This window comes from Neolewinella maritima (assembly GCF_923081025.1).
GTDB lineage: Bacteria > Bacteroidota > Bacteroidia > Chitinophagales > Saprospiraceae > Neolewinella > Neolewinella maritima.
In genome coordinates this window covers 358,928-377,469 of sequence record NZ_CAKLPZ010000004.1, presented here as the reverse complement: position 1 = coordinate 377,469, position 18,542 = coordinate 358,928, and the positions used below count along the sequence as shown (strand labels likewise).

Sequence of the window (18,542 nt, the reverse complement as noted above, 5' to 3'; positions counted from 1 at the left end):
GTTGTTCGACACTAATATAACCGATGTAACTCACATAACCGACCTGGCGCAGTAGCTACACCCCCTTATCTACTCGCTTCACTAAAAATTATCGAAATTCGATACGCCTACTTTTCGATGGCTTGATACACCATTTGCCGCAGCATACTTTCGTGAAAGTTGGAGTAGGGCGAGCGTTGAGACATCAGGATAGCGATCATATTTTCCTCCGGATCGATGAAGAAGAAGGTCGAGTACGCGCCGTTCCAGTAGTACATTCCCTCCGAGCCCAGGGTGCCGGAGGCAGCCACGTCGGTCACCACACCAAATCCTAGCCCGAAGCCCTGTCCCTGCTCGCGCATGTCACCGACGTGGTTCATCGTCATCAGTTCCACCGTCTTGGGGCTCAGGTAGCGTACCCCCTCGAGCTCGCCGCCATTAAGCAGCATACGGGTGAAGCGCAGGTAGTCACTGGCCGTGGAGTAGAGTCCGAAGGAGCCCCCGTAGACCGTATTGCCCGCCGAAGGGAGTTGTCGTGCGGCCTTGACGATCGTGCCGTTCTGCAGGTCATGGTTGGTGACCAGCCGGGCGGTCTCCGATTCGGGGATATTGTAGCCGGTATCCTTCATCCCCAGCGGCTCGAACAGTTCGCTACTGAGGTATTCGATGACCGTCTGGCCTGAAAACACCTCGATCAGTCGGGCCAGGATATCGGGCGAGGTACTGTAGTACCACTGCGCCCCGGGTTGGCCCACCAGGGGTAGGGTAGCCAGCTTACTGACCCGCGAGGCGATGTCGGCGTGTGGCATATAGTACAGGGCCATCGCGATCTCATTGTCGAGCTTGCTGCCGCTGAGTCCGTGTGAAAAGCCCCCCGTATGACTGAGTACCTGCTGGATCGTGACCGGACTGCTCGCCGTATCGGTGGCTACGCCGACGCCCTCCGTTGTATTCTGCGCCACATTCAGGTCGGCAAACTCGGGCAGGTACTGCGCCACCGGGTCGGTGAGTCGAAAGTGACCCTCCTCGTACAGCATCATAAAGGCTACCGAGATGATGGGCTTGGTCATCGACATGAGGTGGTACACCTGGTTTTCCTCCAGCGTTTTGGCGGTCTCCAGATCACTCACGCCCAGCACCTTATGGTAGCCCAGGCTGCCGTTGCGGTAGATCATGGCTTCGGCCATGGGCAGGCGGCCCTCCTCGATCTCCCCCTCCAGCCAGTCGGTGTAGCGTTCCAGTCCTGCTTCCGAGAGTCCGGCCGTAGCCGCTTGTTGCGCGGTCGCGGGTGCGAGGAAAACACAGCAGAGGAATACGATCAGGTAGTGGCGCATAGTAGGAAGGCTTTTGCCGTAAAATAGGAAGCCCCGCCGAGCTTTACGTTCGGCGGGGCTTTTAAAGGTATGTCGGAGGGGCGAGCCTTACTTGCTCACGCTATTCACTACGGCGGTGAAGGCAGCGGGGTGGTGCATGGCCAGGTCGGCGAGCACCTTGCGGTTGAGGCCTACACCTGCGGTGCTAAGTCCGTGCATCAGGCGGCTGTAGGTGGTGCCGTTCTGACGGGCGGCGGCGTTGATACGCGCGATCCACAGCCGGCGGAACACGCGCTTCTTGTTGCGGCGGTCGCGGTAGGAGTATCCCATTCCCTTGTCGACCGCATTCTTGGCTACGGTATAGACTTTGGAACGTGCGCCGAAGTATCCCTTGGCGGCTTTGAGAATGCGCTTGCGGCGCGCGCGGCTGGCTACCGCATTAACTGAACGTGGCATAATACATTGCTTTTAGTGCAGCACGGAGATCGCCTCGTCGGCGGTACTTTGAGCCCGTACTCTCGTTAAAAAATTTACTTACAGAGCAGGCGCTTGATCCGCTTCTCATCCGCTACCGAAACCAGGGTCGCATCACGCAGACGCAGCTTGGCTTTGTTGGACTTGTTGCGCATCATGTGCGAGGTGTAAGCCTGAAAGCGCTTCACCTTACCGCTACCGGTAATCTTGAACCGCTTCTTCGCACTGCTGTGCGTCTTCATCTTAGGCATGGCACCGTTTTTTACAAATGGAGCGCAAAGGTAGGCAACACCGACTGACTATACAAGCATCCGTACCTTCCCCCCATGAGTAATCGCATCTTTCAGTTTGCCCTGCTGGTCAGGGAGTACGACGAAGCCATCGCCTTCTATACCGAGAAGCTCGACTTCGAACTGCTGGAAGACACCCCCCTGAGCGAGACGAAGCGGTGGGTACGCATCCGACCACGGGGAGACGACCACTGCGGCATCCTGCTGGCCCGCGCTGCAACGGACGAGCAGCGCGCCGCAGTGGGTAATCAGACCGGTGGCCGGGTGTTCCTCTTTATGGCTACCGACGACCTGAACCGCGATTACCGTAACTTCCTGGCCTCCGGGGTACGTATCGTCCGCCCGCCCTCCGTGGAGGAGTTCGGGAAGGTCTTTGTTTTCGCCGATCTGTACGGCAACCTCTGGGACATCATCCAGCACCATCCAAGCCATCCAGTATGAACCGTATCCTTCTACTCTTGCTCATCGCCCTACCGTTTGCGGGCCTCACCGCGCAGTTCGACACCGGGGGCATCGACCTGGGGCGCGACTCCATGCACTACCTGGTGTACTACCCGGCGGGCTACGATACCTCCGCACAGGACTACCCCCTCGTCCTGTTCCTACATGGTGGGGGAGAGGGCGGCGACGACCTGGAGCGGGTCAAGATCAACGGACCCACGCGTCGGGTTGCAGCCGGACACGAGTTTCCCTTCATCCTACTCACCCCCCAAAATCGCTTTCAGCGGGGCTTCTGGGACAACGTCGGACTCGGCTACCTACTGGACGACTTCATCGCCGGCAACCGGGTAGATACCAACCGCGTCTACCTCACCGGCCTGAGTCGGGGTGGGCTGGCCGCCTGGATGCTGGCTATGCATACGCCCGAGCGCTTCGCGGCGCTGGCACCCGTCTGTGGGGCTGTCCCCCATTCCTACGATATTTGGATCCCGGAAAATCTCCCCGTTTGGGTCCACCATGGTACGGACGACGACCTGATCCACCCCAGTGAGTCGGTCGATATGATCGAGAACCTTCGCCGCAAGGAGATGGACCCTATGCCGAAGCTCACCGTGTACGAAGGGATTGGCCACAACGCCTGGGACCCGGCCTACGACGATCCCGAACTGTACGACTGGATGCTTGCGCAGCGAAAGGCACCGCCTTCCAACTAGCGTTGCACCGGCGACCCCGCACTGGCTAACTTCTGGTCTACGAAGGCGCGAATGACGGCCAGTCCCATATTGAAGTCCGTATTGTTATTGACCACCAGATCGGCCCGCTGCATGTGGGGGTGCACGTACTTCTCGTAGGCGGGCAGCACGTGGTGCTCGTAGCGGTAGAGCACGTCGTCGAGGGGGTAATTGCGCTCGAGACGGTCGCGTTTGATGCGGCGCACGACCTTGAGATTATCCTTCGCGTGGAGGAACAGCTTAAGGTCCAGCAGCTTCCATACCTCCTTGTAGTGAAAGACGAAGAGTCCCTCGACGATGATCACCGGAGCGGGGTGAAAGGTGAGCTGGCGGGCCTCGGCCAGTTCGTTATTGAAGACGTACTCCTGCCGCTGTACGGTCTGTCCGGCCAGCAGCAGCTTCAGATCGCGCACGAACTCCTTGCGGTGGATGGACGCCGGGCGGTCGAAGTTGTGGACGCCCCGCTCGTCCTTTTCCTGTAGGTCGCGCGGCACGTAGTAGTCGTCCATACTCAGCAGGCAAACGCGGTCGTCGGGCAGGCCCTGCCGCAGCTGACGGATGAAGGTGGTCTTGCCGGAGCCCGAACCGCCAGTGATACCGATGAGAAAAGGGTGCGTCATCGGGGCCGAAGGTAGAGCTTTAGCCCGTACCGTCCGTATACACGCGCCGCAGATGGGCGGGGCCGCGGGTGCGGTGAACTATGTACCTTGCGGCGTACCCAATCCGTGCTATGCCGACTTTCCTGTATGATTTGTTCCGCACCGCACTGGGAATGAGCGTGATGCTGGGTATCTGCTACACATTCAGCGCCAACCGGCGTGCCATCGACTGGAAACTGGTGGGCATCGGCGTGACGATGCAGGTAGTACTCGCCATACTGATCCTCAAGGTCAACGGTGTAAGTGTAGTCTTCGATTACGTGGCGGCAGGCTTCCGCAAGACGCTGGAATTTACCGGGGCGGGCTCGCAGTTCCTGTTCGGCAGTATCGTGACCGACTTCGATAGCTTCGGCTACATTTTTGCCTTCCAGGTGCTGCCTACCATCATATTTTTCTCCGCACTTTCCGCGGTGCTCTACTATTTCGGCATCCTGCAGCGGGTGGTCTACGGGCTGGCCTGGCTGCTGAGTAAGGCCATGGGCCTGAGCGGGCCGGAGAGCCTGGCGGCGGCCGCCAACGTATTCATCGGACAGACTGAAGCACCCCTGGTCATCAAACCCTACCTGGAGCGGATGACGCGGTCGGAGCTGCTGTGCGTGATGGTGGGAGGTATGGCAACGATTGCCGGAAGTGTGTTCGTGTCGTACATCGGTTTTCTGGGGGGGACTAGTCCGGAGAGCCAGCAGTTCTTCGCCCGTCACCTGCTGACGGCGAGCATCATTTCTGCTCCGGCCGCGATTGTGTGCGCCAAGATGCTGCTGCCTGAAGACAGTAAGGAGTTGGCCGCCGTCACCGGAGCGCACAGCGCGGATCCGCACGAGGCCAAGAAGCCCGAGCGCGACGAGCGGCTAGAAATGGCCGCCGACGATAGCAATAACCTGCTCGATGCGATCAGCCGGGGGACTACGGACGGATTGCGGCTGGCCGTCAACGTAGGCGCGATGCTCCTCGTCTTCACCGCCTTCATCTACATGCTCAACGTATTCTTTGTGGGTGGCACGGACATCCTGAACGACGCCGCCCGCTGGGCGGGCCTGACCGGTACCGACTGGAACGAAGCCATTGCGGCCTCTACCCAGGGGCGCTTCGAGGGCTTCAGTTTCACCTACTTACTTGCCCTACTCTTCGCGCCCGTCGCCTGGATCATCGGCGTGCCCTATGAGGATGTTATCGTTATCGGACAGTTACTGGGCCTTAAGACGGTCATCAACGAATTCGTGGCCTACGACACCTTCCGTACCGTGCAGGCCTCCGGCATCACGCTCAACCCCAAGAGCGTACTGATCGTAGCCTACGCCCTGTGTGGCTTCGCGAATTTTGCCAGTATCGGCATCCAGGTGGGTGGGATTGGGGCCATCGCTCCTGGTCAGCGCAAGAACCTGACCGAGCTCGGACTAATCTCCCTGCTGGGGGGCACGGTGGCCTGCCTGATGACCGGCACCATCGCCGGCATGTTCTACTAACTCCTGACCCGCTAAGTATCAGTTATGCTGCCCGCAATCACTGCCCGCCGATCCGTATTCCCCCAGTTCTTTACCGGAGCGCCCGTAGCGCAGCAGACCCTGGAAGAGCTTATCGAAGCGGCTAATTTCGCCCCCAGCCACCGCAAGACCGAACCCTGGCGCTTCCGCGTCTACCGGGCGGGCGGCAAGGAGCAGTTGAAGCGGGAGCTTTTGGATGTATACGGTCGCCAGAAGGATGATGTAGATGCCATCGCGAATAAGTTCGGGAAGAAGATCGATCAGTCGGGCGCCGTGCTACTCATCTTCCTGCACCGCGATCCGCAGGAGCGCGTACCGGAGTGGGAGGAGATCGTAGCCGTAGGAGCAGCGGTAGAGAACCTGTGGCTGAGTCTGGATGCCTACGATCTGGGTGGCTACTTGAGTAGTCCCGGTTTCGTGTGCGGTGACTATGGAGCCTGGCCCGGTAGTGCGGCCAATGAGCGCTGCCTGGGGATGTTCTACCTGGGACACCACGCGGCGCCCGACCTGATCCGGCCGCGCGGCGACTGGCGCGACAAGGTGCAGTTCGTAGCCGAAAACTAAAGCCGGAAGTTTCGGGTTGGATTTCGCAACTTACCTCCATGCGCCACCAGCTCTTTTCTATCGACACCGCCCTGATCACTCCTCGCTGCGTTGTCCGCCGATTCCGGGAGCACGACGGCAAGGCCTTCTATAAGCTGCTGGATCACAACCGCGACTACCTGCTAGACCATTTCCCCTACCTCATGGCCGAGGCCGGCCGGACGCGCAAGGGCTCGGAAGTATTCGTCCGGGAGTGTATCGCGGAGTGGCTCCTGCAGCAGCGCTACGCCATGGGTGTGTGGTCCAACGACACCACGGAGCTGATCGGCTTCGTCCAGGTCTTCAACCTCGACTGGGCCGTACCGAGCGGCGAGCTGGGCTACTTCATCGACAAGGACCTCATCCGCCAGGGCATAATGACCGAAGTACTGGCCCGGGTGGTCCGCTTCGCCTTTCTCCAGCTCGAGCTCGAAAAGCTGATCGTCAAGACCCTGATCGACAACTACGCCAGTCAGCGCCTCGTACGCCGCGTCGGCTTCAGTCGCGAGGGAGATCTACGCGGCGAATACCGTCTGCCCAGCGGCACACTCGTGGACCTGATGCGCTTTGGCTTTGCCCGAGAGACCTATGGGGAGTAGTTCGCCTATCGGCTTATTAGACCGCTACCGCGGGTAGATCGCTTCGCTCGTTAGATCGCCTATCGCCTCGTTAGACGGCCTAACCAGCGAAGCGTCTAAAAGCGAAGCGATCTAACCAGCGCAGCGTCTAACCAGCCGAAGGCGATCTACCTAAAAACTAGCCGTACCACCCACCATGAAGTTAGTACCGATCGTGGGGTACTGGAAGAAGCGTTCCCGCTTGTTATTGAGCAGGTTGTTGACGCGGACCCAAGCACCGAAGGTGTCGGTGATGGTGTACTCGGCGCTAAGGCTGAGATCGAGCAGAGCGTTGAGATTGTCGGTGCCGCCCTCGGCAGTTTGGTAGGGCAGACCATTTTCGAGGAACAGGTCAGCGCGCAGCTGGAGGGGTATATTAGCCAGGGTGTAGATGCCTGCGGCATTGAGGCTGAGGGAGGGCAGGTGGAAGGGCTTCTCTTCGTCTTCCATGCTGTAGAAGCGCTGGACGAAGGTGGCGCTGAGATCGAGATTCTCCACGAGGGGTAGGGTAGCAGTGCCCTGGAGGTAAACCTGGCTACCGTCGTCGTAGATCACGTCAAACATGGGAATGCCGCTACCGTCGCGGCGCGTGGTGTAGAGGGCCAGGTTATCCAGATACTTGTAGCCGGCCTCCGCCCGGTAGGCGATGCGGCGGAAGGTACCTTCCACGCCGCCGTAGAAGCGGGTGGCCTCGGAGTTGCGGACCCGCAGGCGGGTATTGATCCAGGGGTTGTAGTCAGACAGGGAACGCAGGGTGTTCTTCACCACATTACCCTCGACGCCGGCAAAGGCGCTAAGCAATCCTTCGATGATGACGGCCGAGGCACTGACGTTGGGGAATATATCGAAGTCATCCTCCTGACTGGTCAGGTGTACGCCGGCCTTCAGCTTGATACGATCGGCGATGAGCACGGTGTAGCTAGGGCTGAGACTGAACACATTGAGACTCTGCGAGCTGGTATCCTTGAAGGAGGTGAAGTCGGCGCGGAAGGTGACGTCCAGCGGGTTGGTGCCGTTGATCCACTTGGTGCCGCCTACGGTGATGTCCATGCCCGTCTCCCGTACCGAGGGGTCGGCATCCATCAGGTAAAGCGATATGCCGGCCCGGTAGTCGATGTCGCCCTCCGTGCGGGTACCGTTATAGATCTGCGCGTCGAGGGCGAAAGTGTTGAAGCGCTGGCGCACCTCGTCCTGATCGAAGGTGAGGTTGGAATCGCGCTCGAATTCGGGGAAGTTGTAGCCGTAGTAGTAGCGACTACGGGTGTCGTAGCTCAGCCCGCCCTTCACGGCAAAGCCCTGCTCGAAAAGGTAATTGCCGCGGGCACCGATCTTGGTGTCGCTGGCGCGCTGGTTGGCCAGGTTCTTGTCGTTGTTGAAGCTGTAGTGGTTGGCGAATAGTCCCAGGTCAAGGTTGTCCTGACCGGTGAGGTCGTAGCTCAGGTCGCCATACAGGGCATTGGGCACACCCAGGCCGATCTTGGCGTATCCGTTTTTAATCTCCTCCTGCTCCTCACGCCGTACGGCTCGCGGACGGATCGTGGGAGCGGGATACTCGACTTCTAGGGGACGGGGCAGAATGGTGTAGGTCTGTCGCCGGCTAGTGGTATCGGTAGGTGGGGGCGCGGGGTTCACGCGTACCCGTTCGGCATCGGTAAGTCGGGCCTCGAAGTTGGTGACCACGGTCACGCTGTTGTCCTCCAGATTGGGGTTGCCCTGGGCGGACAACAGCGAGACGGTACAGCACAGGCAGCTAGCCAGTAGAAAGCGGATGGAGGGAGTGCGCATACTAAGGTTAGTTTCCACTGTTGTCCAGCTCGAGGCGGGTGGGGTTGGTAGGTTGAGTGTTCAGGCGACTGCCGGCCTGAATTTCGGCTTCTACGCGGGCGAGTTTCTCACGCGCTTCGGCGACCAGGGTAGTGTCTTCGGAGTAGTTCTCCAGTAGGGCTTCCAGGGCGGCCCGGGCGTTGTAGAGGTCCTTCTTGTCCCGTAGCACATCCGACAGCAGAATTACCGTCTTCGCTACCCAGAAGGGGTAGCCGGAACTCTCGCGGTTAGCTTCCAGGGCCAGTTGCTGGGCGCGGTCGAGGTTACCCTGCTGGTACACCGCACTGGCGCGCAGGTAGCGGGCCTCGGCGGTGCGCTCGTCGTCGCTGTTGGCAATGACCTGATCGAAGTAGGGTAGGGCGCGCACCAGGTCCTGGCGGTCGTAGGCAATCTTGCCGAGGTAGAAGTTGGCCACCGTGCGCTGGGCGGCGGTCGCATTGGCATTACCGGCCACCTTGGCGGCGTAGTCTTCCGTGCCGCGGGCATCGTTGAGGCGGTAGGCAGACTGTAGGGCCCCCACCTGTGCATCGAAGCGGACGGTCTCATTGTCCGCAGCAGCCTCCAGTAGGGTGTACAGCCGGTACGAGCGCTGAAAATCCTGCACGCTGTTGTAGGCGATCACGCTAGCCTTCTTGAGGGCCGGCAGGTAGAAGCGACTCGGTCCGGCGTTGATCACCGCCTCGTAGTCGGGTAGGGCATCATTGTAGCGGCGCAGGGCGACGTAGCTGTCCCCCCGGTAGAATACACCGGGTAGGGTGTTGGGGCTCTGGGGGTACTGCCGCAGGTATTCGGTCAGACCCGTTACCGCTCGCTCGTAGTTGCCGTTCTCGTACTGGCTTACTGCCGCACGGAAGCTAATGCTGTCGCGGGCGTCGGTCGTGATCTCCTGACCCGGCAGGGTTTCGAAGAACTGAAAGAACAGATCGGCCCGACCCATGTCGTCCACGTAGATCTCACGTAGGGCGTCCCGGGCGCGGGTAGCCTCCCCGGGGCTGGGGTTGGAGGTAAAGACCTGTTTGTAGTAGTTGATGGCCGACTCGCTGTTGCCGAGGTTGTAGCTGATCAGACCCAGTTGCAGCAGGCTCTGATTGACCAGCGGGGAGTTTACCTTATACTGGCTGATGATCTTGCGCAGGGGATCCAGGGCCTGCTGTGGACGGTTCAGCTCCTGATAGGTGAGTGCCAGTTGATACAGCGCATCATCGGCAAACTGGCTGTTGGGGTAGTTCTGCACGAGTTGTTCCAGGGCCAGCAGCTTCTCCGCGCTGCGGCCGCGTAGCCCCTCGATGAGGGCCTTTTGGTACAGGGCGTACACGAAGCCTACGGTCTTGCGCTGAATGGCATTGTCGTAGTAGCGGGCAGCCAGATCGTACTGGTTGCGGCTGAAGTAGGCATCACCGGCCCGCAGCACTGCATCACCCAGTACCCGCTCGCGCACGTCGGTGTCGCTGATGTAGGAGAGGTTACGCTCTATGCCCTCCACCGTGTTAGTGAAATAGGTCAGGGCGGCGGCGTAGTTGTCCTGCTTTAGGTAGTTGTAGCCTTGAAGGTAGTTACCGGTGTAGACGGAGGACTGAGCGGGAAGCCCCTGCAGCGTTTTGGCTAGCGAAAGAAACTGATCAGTCAGTTTGATCGAACCGGCATAGTCTCCGCTACGGTTGGCCAGGTCAGCCAGCCAGTAGAGGGCCTGGGCCCGGTAAGAGGCATTTACGGGCCGCTGCAGACTTTTCTCCAACAGTGCTTTGCTCTGGACCAGGTCACCCTGTCCGAGTAGTTCCTGTCCGCGCAGAAAGGCCGCCCGTTGGTAGGCTTCGTCGAGCTGGGGCGAGCGGTCGGTCATGCCCTCCAGAATATCGAGTGCGCGTTGGTAGTCCTGGGTCGTGGTGAATACGTCCCCTAGCAGTTGTTGTCCCTGCCCGTAGAATTTGGAGTCTGCCGGTAGCTGCTGGATCGCCGTAATGGCATCGGCGGGATAGCCTAGCTCGTAGCTTAGTTTGGCGTAGGTAAACAGGGCTTCCTGCTGTACTTCGGGATCGAAGTTTTGCCGGCTGGCCGCCGCAAAGGCGGTGCGTGCGCCGACCCCATCGCCCTGTCGCAGCGCGATATCACCGAGGTAGAAGTTGGCACTCTGTCCTACGGCCGTGGCCTGACCGCTCACGTCACGGAAGGCCTCGGCAGCCAGCGGATAGTCCTTCATCTGGTAGCGGGCAAAGCCTAGTTGGAACAGCTCTTCCTCCCGCATCTTCCGGTTACCCTTCGCATAGCTTTCGAGCAGCGGCAGGGCGGCGGCGTAGTTGGCCTGCTCGAAGTACGCCTGCCCCAGCAGCTGCTCCATTTCCTTGCGGTTCTTCAGGCTCGATCCGCCCGACTCCACCCGGGGGGCAGCATAGGCGATCAGCTCCTCGAAGCGCCGCTGGGCGAAGTAGATCTGCGTGATGTAGTAGGGGATGTAGGCCTTGTACTGTGCGTCCTTCTCGGCGATCTCAAATTGCTCGAGCGCAACGTCGTAGTTGCCCTCGAAAAACTGGATGATACCCAGGTAGTAGTTGGTGGGGTAGTAGTACTCGCCCTGGGTGTTCTTGCTGAACTGGAAGTAGCGCTTGGCCTCATCGAAATCCTTCTGTACGAAGTAGGCGTAGCCCAGGCGGAAATTGACCTCCGCCTGCTCACTGCCACTCATCATGTCCCGTGGCACCAGTAAGTAGTACTCGATGGCCTTGTCCAGTTCGTTCTGGTCGAAGTAGTACTTGGCGATCTCGAGCAGGGCCGTATTGGCGATGGGATCGGGCTGATAGCGACGCACGAAGTCCAGGATCAGTTTTTCGCCGTCGCTCTTTCCCAGTCGCACGGCCAGTTTGGCTACATTGAGCTCGGCCTGCATACGGAGCAGTTCGGCTTCCGGCTGGTGTACCGGTAGTAGCATATCCACTACCTCGGCGTATTCCCGCTGGGCTTTTTCGAGGACGTTCTTCTGCCGGTGGTCCTCGGCTTCCTTAAAGGTGCGCCAGGCTTCGGTGTACACGGTAGTTGCCTGGGCCGAAACGGTCAGGGACACCATAAAACAGAGGCCGGGCAGGAGAAAGCGGGTGAATGTCATAGTGGCAGCGTCTAAAGGGGCGGCAAAGATAGCCCGCCGGGCAATAACGCCTGACCATCCATTTTGGTGTTTGCCCTCGCTTATGCCCCCCAACTTTCGTCGTCGCCTGCCGTGTAGGTAGTGTCGTCGATCGTAGCTCCGGCACTATCGGCCATATAGCCGTCGGAGAGGGGGTAGTCGTCCAGATTCACGCCGCTCTCGCTGAACCACTCCTTACGCAGGTGTTCCCCCACACGAATGGCATTAGCCACTACGGTCAGCGTAGGGTTGGTAGCGCCCTGACTAGGCTGAAAACTGGCATCTACCACGTAGAGATTGTCTACGTCCCAGGCCTTACAGTTCAGGTCCAGCACGCTCGTTTTCGGATCGGTACCGAATTGTGCGGTGCCCGCCTGATGCCAGGTGAACTCCAGTCCCTTGGTCGAGCGCATGAAGTCGGTGAAGCCCTGGGGGCGGAGGTAGTTGTCCTGAAAAAAGTCCAGGAATTCAAAGTGGCTCTCCCGGTTATTGGGCCGGTAGTTAAATTTGATGCCCTTGTCCGTCCACTCGATGCGATTGTGCTTGTCCGGTAGGTCTTCGCTGGTGAACCAGAAATCAACGGCGTACTTCTGCACTTCCCGTGCCCGCTTTTCGTCGATATTCTGATCGGCGTAGTCGCCCATGATACGCGTCCAGTGCGCTTTACCCGTGAGCTGTACGGTGCCCAGGGGGTAGGGCATGCCCGGTCCGCCGTTGTAGAAGTCGTGTACGCCCAGCGTTTTTTGAAAGGCGGTCTCATTGGGCTTACTGTAGTCCATGGCCGAGATGCCACTCTGGTTGTGCTTGGTGAAGTTGCGCCCCACCTGGTCCGAGGAGTTGGCTACCCGCGAGCGCAGCAGCAGGGCAGCGGTATTGATCGCACCGCAGGAGACTACTACCAGGTCCGCACTCAGGCTCATCGGCTCGCCGTTCAGCGTACCCTCGATGCGGGTGATCTTACCCCCTTCCTCGATCAGGGTATCCACCCGGGCGCCGGTCCAGAGGGTCACGTTGTCGTGCGCCAGGGCCGGCCGTACGAGGGCGGTCTCGGCGTCCGACTTCGCATGCAGCATACACGGAAAGGGGTCGCAGGTATTGCAGGCGATGCAGGGCCGCCGGTATGGCTCGTCGATATCGCGGTTGAGCGCCAAGTTGGAGTGGTGGGGGTGCAGGCCCAGCTTGGCCAGGTTATCAGCCACCTCCTGAATGCGGGGCTCGTGGGGGAAGGCCTTGAAGGGGAACGGTCCGCTCGACCAGCCGGCCGAAGGGTCCTCCCCCCGGTTGCCGTGGATCTTCATCACGTGCTCGGCCATCATATAGTAGGGCTCAAACTCATCGTAGCTCACAGGCCAGCCGGGACTCAGTCCGCCGCGGTGCTGCTGGTCCTCAAAGTCCTCCGGCCGCTGCCGGTGCAGCAGGGCCCCGTACATTTTGGTGTTGCCACCCACGCGGTGGTAGACGATGGGGCGGATGTCCTCCCCGTCCGGCCCTTCCCAGGTGACGTCCGCCTTGTAGCCATCCTTGCCGAAAATAAATTCAGGGTCCCAATTGCGCTTTTCGCGGGGTAGGAAGGAGCCTTGCTCCAGGATCAGTATCTTCTTACCGGTATCGGCCAGGGTATAGGCAATAGTACCGCCACCGGCACCGGAACCGATGATGATGACGTCGAAATCGTTAGGCATAATATTCAGCTGTTTGGGGTACGACCGGTCGGGGTCGAATAGGTAAGACCATTCCCCCCTATTGGTTCACGCTCCCCGCTGGGTCCCTTCTCCGATGCAGCGTAGCGCCACCACCGTGAGGGCCCTCACCCGGCGCGCCGGTCGCAGCGCGGCAAAGTCCGGTATGCCCCCGAACCAGCGCTCGAAGACCGGTCCGGAAAACAGCCGGAAGTAGGTATAGCCCCCCCCGTACTCCGCCGCCGCCCAGAGTCCGATAGCGTCCTCAAAGTGACCACAGTCCAGGGGAGACAGCCCCGCATTGCACAGCCGCGCCTCCACACCACTCCGCATATTGGGGCGGATCGACAGCCCGAACGGACTCCCGCTAAACCGCTTAAAGTAGTGCAGCCACTCCCGGTACGGAATGTCGTCGCGCACCTCCGCCGGTGCCGCTGCCGCCCGGTAGCTGATGTACAGTCCGGTAGCCGCCGCGCTGGGTTCGATACTGCAGCGGTTGGTCTCGTTAAAGGCCGCGCACGGCAGCCGGCTTTCCGCGTAGTACAGTTCCTTTTTGATGTAGGCCGTCCACTCCTGCCGGGTGCGTCCCGCGTACTGCTCCCCGTAGTACGCGTCGAAGAGGGTGAGCACGTAGATAGCCGCCGCATTATCCGCAGGCCGCAGCAGGTTTTCGTCCCCGCTGCTGCCCAGGTGCTTGTAGTGGCCCCGCATCATCCGTTGCCCCAGGTAGTCGCCGATGCGCCGGAAGTAGGGTGCGTACCGTTCGTCGTTGGTCGCCAGTTGGTAATGCCCCAGTACCGCCCCGGCGTGGGCCAGGAAGAAGACCGAGCGGTCCCAATCCGTGCCGGCGTGCCACTGCGGCAGGTTGCTGGCGCGGATGGTCCAGGCGGCCATGGCCTGCAGCACGGAGTCGATAGCCCCCACCCGTTCCGGTGCGTAGTCGCGCCCCCGGTACAGCGCCTGACTGGCGGAGGAAAACAGGAAGAGCGTCTCCCGCTCATCCCGCAGTTCGGTCGTAGTGTAGAGATCCCGCTTAGCTAGCTCAGTGAGCAGCAGATCGAGGTCGTAACGGGCCTGTACTTTGTTGACGTCTGCCACATAGATTGCCACTGTAGTACCCGCCAGTACGAGGGCGGTGAACGCAGGTGCCAGGCTAAGCAAGCGGCGGTCCCTGCGATACAACCACCAGGCCGGCAGCAAGAAGGCCAGGCTGAACAGCAGGGGTACGAGTAGGCCAGTGAGTGGCATGCAGCAGGTGAGGGGGTCTGCCGCGAAGGTATCCCGCCAGGCTTAAACTGCGCGGCGAACGGACCTAGCCCGTGGCATGCGTACTGGCCTGCGGCCCGGATTGCTTCGATCGATCTGGCGCATGCGGGCAGAGAACGTTTCCTGATACAGCACATCACGACTCAGCAGGAGGTGGTACGCAGACCAGAAGACGATACCGGCAAGTTTAAGTCCGTCTTCAATGAAGAAGACGGCCTCCTTCGGTAACAGCAGCTCCCGCTTGGGAATTTCATCGAAGGCCATGGAAGATCCCAAGAAAGCGAGACTTAACAGCAGCAGTGGGAAGGGAGATCGCAGGATCAGAACCCAGTGCTTAAGCAAATACACCCCAATGGCTCCGCCATAAACTGCGATAGTTGAAGGGATACCAAAGCCCAGTGTAGGGTAGGCTTCGTGCAGCATGAATGCATCGTCGATGGCCAGGATCAGGGTAGCCGCCAGGGCGGGGGGGACGAGCTTACGCAGCGGGCTGCGCCGGGGTGCCTGTACCACGACGAGTACGCCGAGCGCACCCATGGTGACCCACCAAAGGAAGAGGCCGATCTGCGACATAGCCCCGTAATATTCCGGGGCCTCCGCCACCACAAGCGCATCACGAAAGAGTTCCTCAAAGGGAATCTCAAACGCGACTTTGCCAACTATGGCCAGGGCGAGTAAGGACACAGTCAGGAGGGTACCGACCAGAATGGCGGTGCGCAACCGGCGGAACCGGTCAGCGCTGAGGACGTAAAGTCCCCGCAAAAAGCTGTTGTTCATAGCGTGTTTAGAAGAGCAAGTAGTGAGAAGCGCTGCGTACGGTGACGCATTGCGACACAAGGTACTGTCGTAACTGAATCAATTTCAATGTACCTACAATAAATTTTTTCTCACTGGCTCCCCCTCCGACTAAGCCCGGGGGTAAACACGCTGAAACATGGGATAAGTGCAGGGAATATGGATAGGTTACTTCCACAAATAATTGTGATGAACCCTGGATTATCCGGCCGACAGTAGCGGGCCGAAGGCCGCACGTCGTGTATAAAGTGGTCTCGGATGGAATCGAACCATCATCGCAGGCTTCGGAAACCTGTATACTATCCGTTGTACTACGAGACCCGGAATCGACCGCAAAAGTACAGCCCCCCGCGCACTCCACCAACTACCCCCGGAGAAAAGCGTTGTCATTTGCTCCAACCCCTCCGTATGCCCGCTTTCCCCCGACCTTCCCTTGCACCCGCGTGTACCGCCCTCCTGTTCATCCTGCTGGGTACGGCCGCCTCCTGTGTGTTTGTGCAGGAGCGCTACCAGTTTTTGCCGCCGGGGCCCTACCGCGGCGTGCTGGAACTCGAGTACAACCCCATCGTACCCAACCCCAAGGGTGCCCCGATCCCGGAAAAAGTCAATATGGAGTTCGATGAGGTGACGCAGGGGCAACTGCCCTTCACCTTCGACGTGGTGTACGAAAACGACTCGGCCTTTCACCTGCTCATCCATAATGGAGCGGAGGAGATCATGGTACCCGCCAAGGACATTCGCGCTGGCCGCGACCAGCAGGCGGGCCGCGACACCATTCGCATTGACTTCCCGGTCTACGATACCCACATCAGCGCCTACCACGAGGAAAACGTGATCGAGGGGGTATGGGTGGTGCACTACCGCGACAACTACCGTATCCCCTTCAAGGCCTACTTCGGTAAGGGCCACCGCTTCACCCCCCTGCGCAAGGACCCGGCGGCCGACGTGACCGGTACCTGGGCCGTGACCTTCGCCGGCGATGCTTCTGAAGAGCCCTATCCCGGCGTGGCCGAGTTCGTGCAGGACGGCAACCACCTCACCGGCACCTTCCGCACCGAGACCGGCGACTACCGCTACCTGGAGGGCACCGTACAACTCGATAAGCTGTACCTGAGTGTGTTCGACGGCAGCCATGCTTTCCTGTTCGAGGCAGTGATCAGGGAGGATGGAAGTCTGGCCGGCACCTTCCGTAGTGGCCGGCACTACATCACCGACTGGACCGCCACCCCCGATGCCACCGCGGATTTGACTAGTCCCGACGACCTGACCCAGCTACGCGAAGACATCCCCCTAGCCTTCGCCTTTCCCACCGTCGACGGCGATACGGTACGCCTCGCGGACATCGAGGGGCCTAAATTGATCCAGTTGTTCGGCACCTGGTGCCCCAACTGCCGCGACGAGACCAACTTCCTGCAGGACTACCTGGCTAATCACGACACGAAGGACCTACAGGTCGTCGCCCTGGCCTTCGAGCGCTACGGGGCCGATGACGACCGCAGCCGCGCCGCCGTGCGCCGCTACCAGGAGAATATGGGGGTAGACTGGCCCGTGCTACTGGCCGGCAGCAACGACAAAAACGAGGCGGGCCGCGCCCTACCCATGCTCACCCAGGTGATCAGTTACCCCACCATGCTGTTTGTTGACCGCGACAACCGGGTCACGCGCATCCATACGGGCTTCAACGGACCGGCCACGTCCAAGTACGCCGAGTTTGCGGCCTCCTTCGACCGCTCGGTGCAGGACCTGATCAGTACCGACGCAGCAGATCCTGCTGGTGCAGGAGAAAGTCGTTAGTCGGATCGTGCCCCAGCGCCTCCTCGATGTAGGCGCGGGCCGGGGCGTAGTCTCGCTCTGCGAAGTAATAGTTGCTGGCCGCCACGAAGGCCGTCAGCGTCCACAGTTTCCGGTCGTAGCCGTTCGGGATGTCCCGTAGCTGCTTCCGAAAGTGCACTAGCTCCAGCTGTCCGGCAGCCACATTCTCCTGCGCAAACAGATCGCGGACCCGCAGGGCCGTCTGTCGCAAAACGATATCGGCGTAGCGATCGTGCTGCAGCAGAAAAGGGTAGCGCAGCGCGGCTGCTCGTGCCTGGGTCACTAATTCTTCCGGGGACGCGGTCGTCTGCCGCAGATGCACCAGCGTCAACTCTGCGACGTAGGCCTGCCGCTGGGCATCCTGGGGCTGTTCGGCCAGCAGGGCCTCGGCCAGGTGCAGCGCCTGTACGTACTCGCCACGCGACTGGTAGTGGGCCAGGAAGCGCAGGTGCTGTAGCTGCTTTAGTTCATCACACCAGGCAGTAGCCGGGGCGGGGCCGTCCCGACTAAGTACGGGACTAGCTGTCGCGTCGCGGGTGCAATACGTAGTCAGTAGGTGACGGGCCTTGTCCGGCTGATCCTGGGTCAGTAGGAGTTGCTGCCGGTCGTCGAAGTGGCGCAGGAGGGCGGCGGGCAGGTAGCGGTTCGTGCTGTCTTCCCGCCAGCGAGTGAAGAGATCGTCTACGTAGCCGGTCACGTCCGGCGCGCTCAGACTGCTCTGCTGCAACTCGACCGCCCGTCGGTACATCAGGAAGGCCTGGCGGTCGTCGAGCAGCCAGGCCGCGTGCAGATCCGCGATGGCCGAGGTATAGTCGGCCCGGGTGAAGGCGTGTTGGGCGCGGCGAAACTGGGCGTAGGCCGACAACTGCCGAAAGCTGAGCCGTTGGGCAGGCCGGTAGTAGAAGCGGTAGAACAGCTGGTCGGCGGCGGCCGGAGAAAGCTGTGCGATGTCTTCCTCGTGGACGGTGCGCAGCAGCGACAGGTACTCGCGGCGGTAGCCGCGTTCGGCGGCCGGGGTGTGGGTGCGGGTGCCGGGACTGTGCAGGGCGATCGTCCGCTTACCCTGGGGGTCGACGGTAAGGTAGCTTTCCCAGTGGTCGACGTGGGCCTCGTACGGTATGTTATACTTCTCCAGTGTGAGGGCGTAGAGCAGGGTAGCGGTGGCATCGTTGTAGGAGCCGCTGCGGAAGGCATCGGTCAGGCCGGCCCGGGCGTCATACGTCAGTAGTAATTCCCTGACGAAGCGTTCCTGAATGCGCTCAACCTGCTTGTGTACGGGACCCCGTTCTACCCGATCATGGTGGCTGAGCTGAAGGAAGAGGTTATCTAGTTTTTTGGCCAGGTACGCTCGTTCGAGGGTAGCTTCGGCGTCCTCTCCGGGATAGAGCATCCGCAGGCGCCCGCTCAGATCGTCGGCACGAAGGAGGGTGGCGGAACAGGTGATGAGCAGGCAGAGGAGGTAGCGGACCAATGTAGGGGAGGGA

The 18,542-nt window shown here is 60.4% G+C and carries 16 protein-coding genes and 1 tRNA gene; 6 read left to right on the top strand and 11 right to left on the bottom strand.

The features are described 5' to 3' along the window. Positions 1-107 precede the first annotated feature (107 nt). The 3 genes from MJQ68_RS15775 to rpmI form a co-directional block, all read right to left on the bottom strand. Positions 108-1,313 (bottom strand): serine hydrolase domain-containing protein, encoded by a 1,206-nt coding sequence (locus MJQ68_RS15775; protein ID WP_238752114.1) that lies wholly within the window; start codon positions 1,311-1,313, stop codon positions 108-110. Between the two features lie 87 nt (positions 1,314-1,400). After that, positions 1,401-1,748, bottom strand: a complete 348-nt coding sequence (gene rplT / locus MJQ68_RS15770; protein ID WP_238752112.1) for a 50S ribosomal protein L20 — start codon at positions 1,746-1,748, stop codon at positions 1,401-1,403. A gap of 74 nt (positions 1,749-1,822) precedes the next feature. Then, complete coding sequence (gene rpmI / locus MJQ68_RS15765) at positions 1,823-2,017, bottom strand: 50S ribosomal protein L35 (RefSeq protein WP_238752111.1); 195 nt, start codon at positions 2,015-2,017, stop codon at positions 1,823-1,825. A gap of 75 nt (positions 2,018-2,092) precedes the next feature. Between rpmI and MJQ68_RS15760 the strand changes: the two genes are divergently transcribed. Next, positions 2,093-2,497: a VOC family protein gene (locus MJQ68_RS15760; RefSeq protein ID WP_238752110.1), complete on the top strand. Its 405-nt coding sequence runs from the start codon at positions 2,093-2,095 to the stop codon at positions 2,495-2,497. Then, the gene (locus MJQ68_RS15755; protein ID WP_238752109.1) at positions 2,494-3,210 is read left to right on the top strand and encodes a carboxylesterase family protein; all 717 of its coding nucleotides are present in this window, start codon (positions 2,494-2,496) and stop codon (positions 3,208-3,210) included. Before MJQ68_RS15760 ends, MJQ68_RS15755 begins: the two co-directional genes overlap by 4 nt. On the opposite strand, the gene MJQ68_RS15750 is transcribed toward MJQ68_RS15755, so the two are convergent. Beyond that, positions 3,207-3,848 carry a uridine kinase family protein gene (locus MJQ68_RS15750; RefSeq protein ID WP_238752108.1) on the bottom strand — a complete coding sequence of 214 codons (642 nt, stop codon included), beginning with the start codon at positions 3,846-3,848 and terminating at the stop codon, positions 3,207-3,209. The two genes, MJQ68_RS15755 and MJQ68_RS15750, sit on opposite strands and share 4 nt — an antisense overlap. Positions 3,849-3,958: 110 nt before the next feature. Between MJQ68_RS15750 and MJQ68_RS15745 the strand changes: the two genes are divergently transcribed. The 3 genes from MJQ68_RS15745 to MJQ68_RS15735 are packed head-to-tail and all read left to right on the top strand — an operon-like array spanning position 3,959 to position 6,549. Further along, the gene (locus MJQ68_RS15745) at positions 3,959-5,350 is read left to right on the top strand and encodes a NupC/NupG family nucleoside CNT transporter (protein WP_238752106.1); all 1,392 of its coding nucleotides are present in this window, start codon (positions 3,959-3,961) and stop codon (positions 5,348-5,350) included. A 24-nt stretch (positions 5,351-5,374) separates the two neighbouring features. Continuing rightward, positions 5,375-5,932, top strand: a complete 558-nt coding sequence (locus MJQ68_RS15740) for a nitroreductase family protein (RefSeq protein WP_238752105.1) — start codon at positions 5,375-5,377, stop codon at positions 5,930-5,932. A gap of 38 nt (positions 5,933-5,970) precedes the next feature. After that, on the top strand, positions 5,971-6,549 hold the full coding sequence (locus MJQ68_RS15735) for a GNAT family N-acetyltransferase (RefSeq protein ID WP_238752104.1): 579 nt from the start codon (positions 5,971-5,973) through the stop codon (positions 6,547-6,549). Between the two features lie 150 nt (positions 6,550-6,699). On the opposite strand, the gene MJQ68_RS15730 is transcribed toward MJQ68_RS15735, so the two are convergent. From MJQ68_RS15730 to MJQ68_RS15705, 6 genes are all read right to left on the bottom strand, one after another. After that, on the bottom strand, positions 6,700-8,352 hold the full coding sequence (locus MJQ68_RS15730; RefSeq protein ID WP_238752102.1) for a TonB-dependent receptor: 1,653 nt from the start codon (positions 8,350-8,352) through the stop codon (positions 6,700-6,702). A gap of 7 nt (positions 8,353-8,359) precedes the next feature. Further along, on the bottom strand, positions 8,360-11,488 hold the full coding sequence (locus MJQ68_RS15725; protein WP_238752101.1) for a tetratricopeptide repeat protein: 3,129 nt from the start codon (positions 11,486-11,488) through the stop codon (positions 8,360-8,362). Positions 11,489-11,568: 80 nt separating this feature from the next. After that, positions 11,569-13,188 (bottom strand): GMC oxidoreductase, encoded by a 1,620-nt coding sequence (locus MJQ68_RS15720; RefSeq protein WP_238752100.1) that lies wholly within the window; start codon positions 13,186-13,188, stop codon positions 11,569-11,571. Positions 13,189-13,254: 66 nt separating this feature from the next. Further along, a complete protein-coding gene (locus tag MJQ68_RS15715) occupies positions 13,255-14,433 on the bottom strand; it encodes a hypothetical protein (protein WP_238752098.1) in 1,179 nt (392 codons plus the stop codon). Positions 14,434-14,475: 42 nt separating this feature from the next. Then, positions 14,476-15,228, bottom strand: coding sequence for a hypothetical protein (locus MJQ68_RS15710; RefSeq protein WP_238752097.1), 753 nt, complete (start codon positions 15,226-15,228; stop codon positions 14,476-14,478). A 267-nt stretch (positions 15,229-15,495) separates the two neighbouring features. Beyond that, positions 15,496-15,567 (bottom strand) — tRNA-Arg (locus MJQ68_RS15705). Positions 15,568-15,654: 87 nt separating this feature from the next. On the opposite strand from MJQ68_RS15705, the gene MJQ68_RS15700 reads away from it, so the two are divergent. Continuing rightward, the gene (locus MJQ68_RS15700) at positions 15,655-17,040 is read left to right on the top strand and encodes a TlpA disulfide reductase family protein (RefSeq protein ID WP_238752096.1); all 1,386 of its coding nucleotides are present in this window, start codon (positions 15,655-15,657) and stop codon (positions 17,038-17,040) included. On the opposite strand, the gene MJQ68_RS15695 is transcribed toward MJQ68_RS15700, so the two are convergent. Next, the gene (locus MJQ68_RS15695; RefSeq protein WP_238752095.1) at positions 16,994-18,529 is read right to left on the bottom strand and encodes a hypothetical protein; all 1,536 of its coding nucleotides are present in this window, start codon (positions 18,527-18,529) and stop codon (positions 16,994-16,996) included. The genes MJQ68_RS15700 and MJQ68_RS15695 overlap by 47 nt on opposite strands. Between the last annotated feature and the right edge of the window lie 13 nt (positions 18,530-18,542).

Coding starts and splice junctions, on each gene's coding strand:
- MJQ68_RS15745 (WP_238752106.1), top strand. CDS start 3,959: ATGCCGACTTTCCTGTATGATTTGTTCCGCACCGCACTGGGAATGAGC.
- MJQ68_RS15720 (WP_238752100.1), bottom strand. CDS start 13,188: ATGCCTAACGATTTCGACGTCATCATCATCGGTTCCGGTGCCGGTGGC.
- rpmI (WP_238752111.1), bottom strand. CDS start 2,017: ATGCCTAAGATGAAGACGCACAGCAGTGCGAAGAAGCGGTTCAAGATT.
- MJQ68_RS15740 (WP_238752105.1), top strand. CDS start 5,375: ATGCTGCCCGCAATCACTGCCCGCCGATCCGTATTCCCCCAGTTCTTT.
- MJQ68_RS15725 (WP_238752101.1), bottom strand. CDS start 11,488: ATGACATTCACCCGCTTTCTCCTGCCCGGCCTCTGTTTTATGGTGTCC.
- rplT (WP_238752112.1), bottom strand. CDS start 1,748: ATGCCACGTTCAGTTAATGCGGTAGCCAGCCGCGCGCGCCGCAAGCGC.
- MJQ68_RS15760 (WP_238752110.1), top strand. CDS start 2,093: ATGAGTAATCGCATCTTTCAGTTTGCCCTGCTGGTCAGGGAGTACGAC.
- MJQ68_RS15750 (WP_238752108.1), bottom strand. CDS start 3,848: ATGACGCACCCTTTTCTCATCGGTATCACTGGCGGTTCGGGCTCCGGC.
- MJQ68_RS15730 (WP_238752102.1), bottom strand. CDS start 8,352: ATGCGCACTCCCTCCATCCGCTTTCTACTGGCTAGCTGCCTGTGCTGT.
- MJQ68_RS15700 (WP_238752096.1), top strand. CDS start 15,655: ATGCCCGCTTTCCCCCGACCTTCCCTTGCACCCGCGTGTACCGCCCTC.
- MJQ68_RS15735 (WP_238752104.1), top strand. CDS start 5,971: ATGCGCCACCAGCTCTTTTCTATCGACACCGCCCTGATCACTCCTCGC.
- MJQ68_RS15755 (WP_238752109.1), top strand. CDS start 2,494: ATGAACCGTATCCTTCTACTCTTGCTCATCGCCCTACCGTTTGCGGGC.
- MJQ68_RS15775 (WP_238752114.1), bottom strand. CDS start 1,313: ATGCGCCACTACCTGATCGTATTCCTCTGCTGTGTTTTCCTCGCACCC.
- MJQ68_RS15710 (WP_238752097.1), bottom strand. CDS start 15,228: ATGAACAACAGCTTTTTGCGGGGACTTTACGTCCTCAGCGCTGACCGG.
- MJQ68_RS15715 (WP_238752098.1), bottom strand. CDS start 14,433: ATGCCACTCACTGGCCTACTCGTACCCCTGCTGTTCAGCCTGGCCTTC.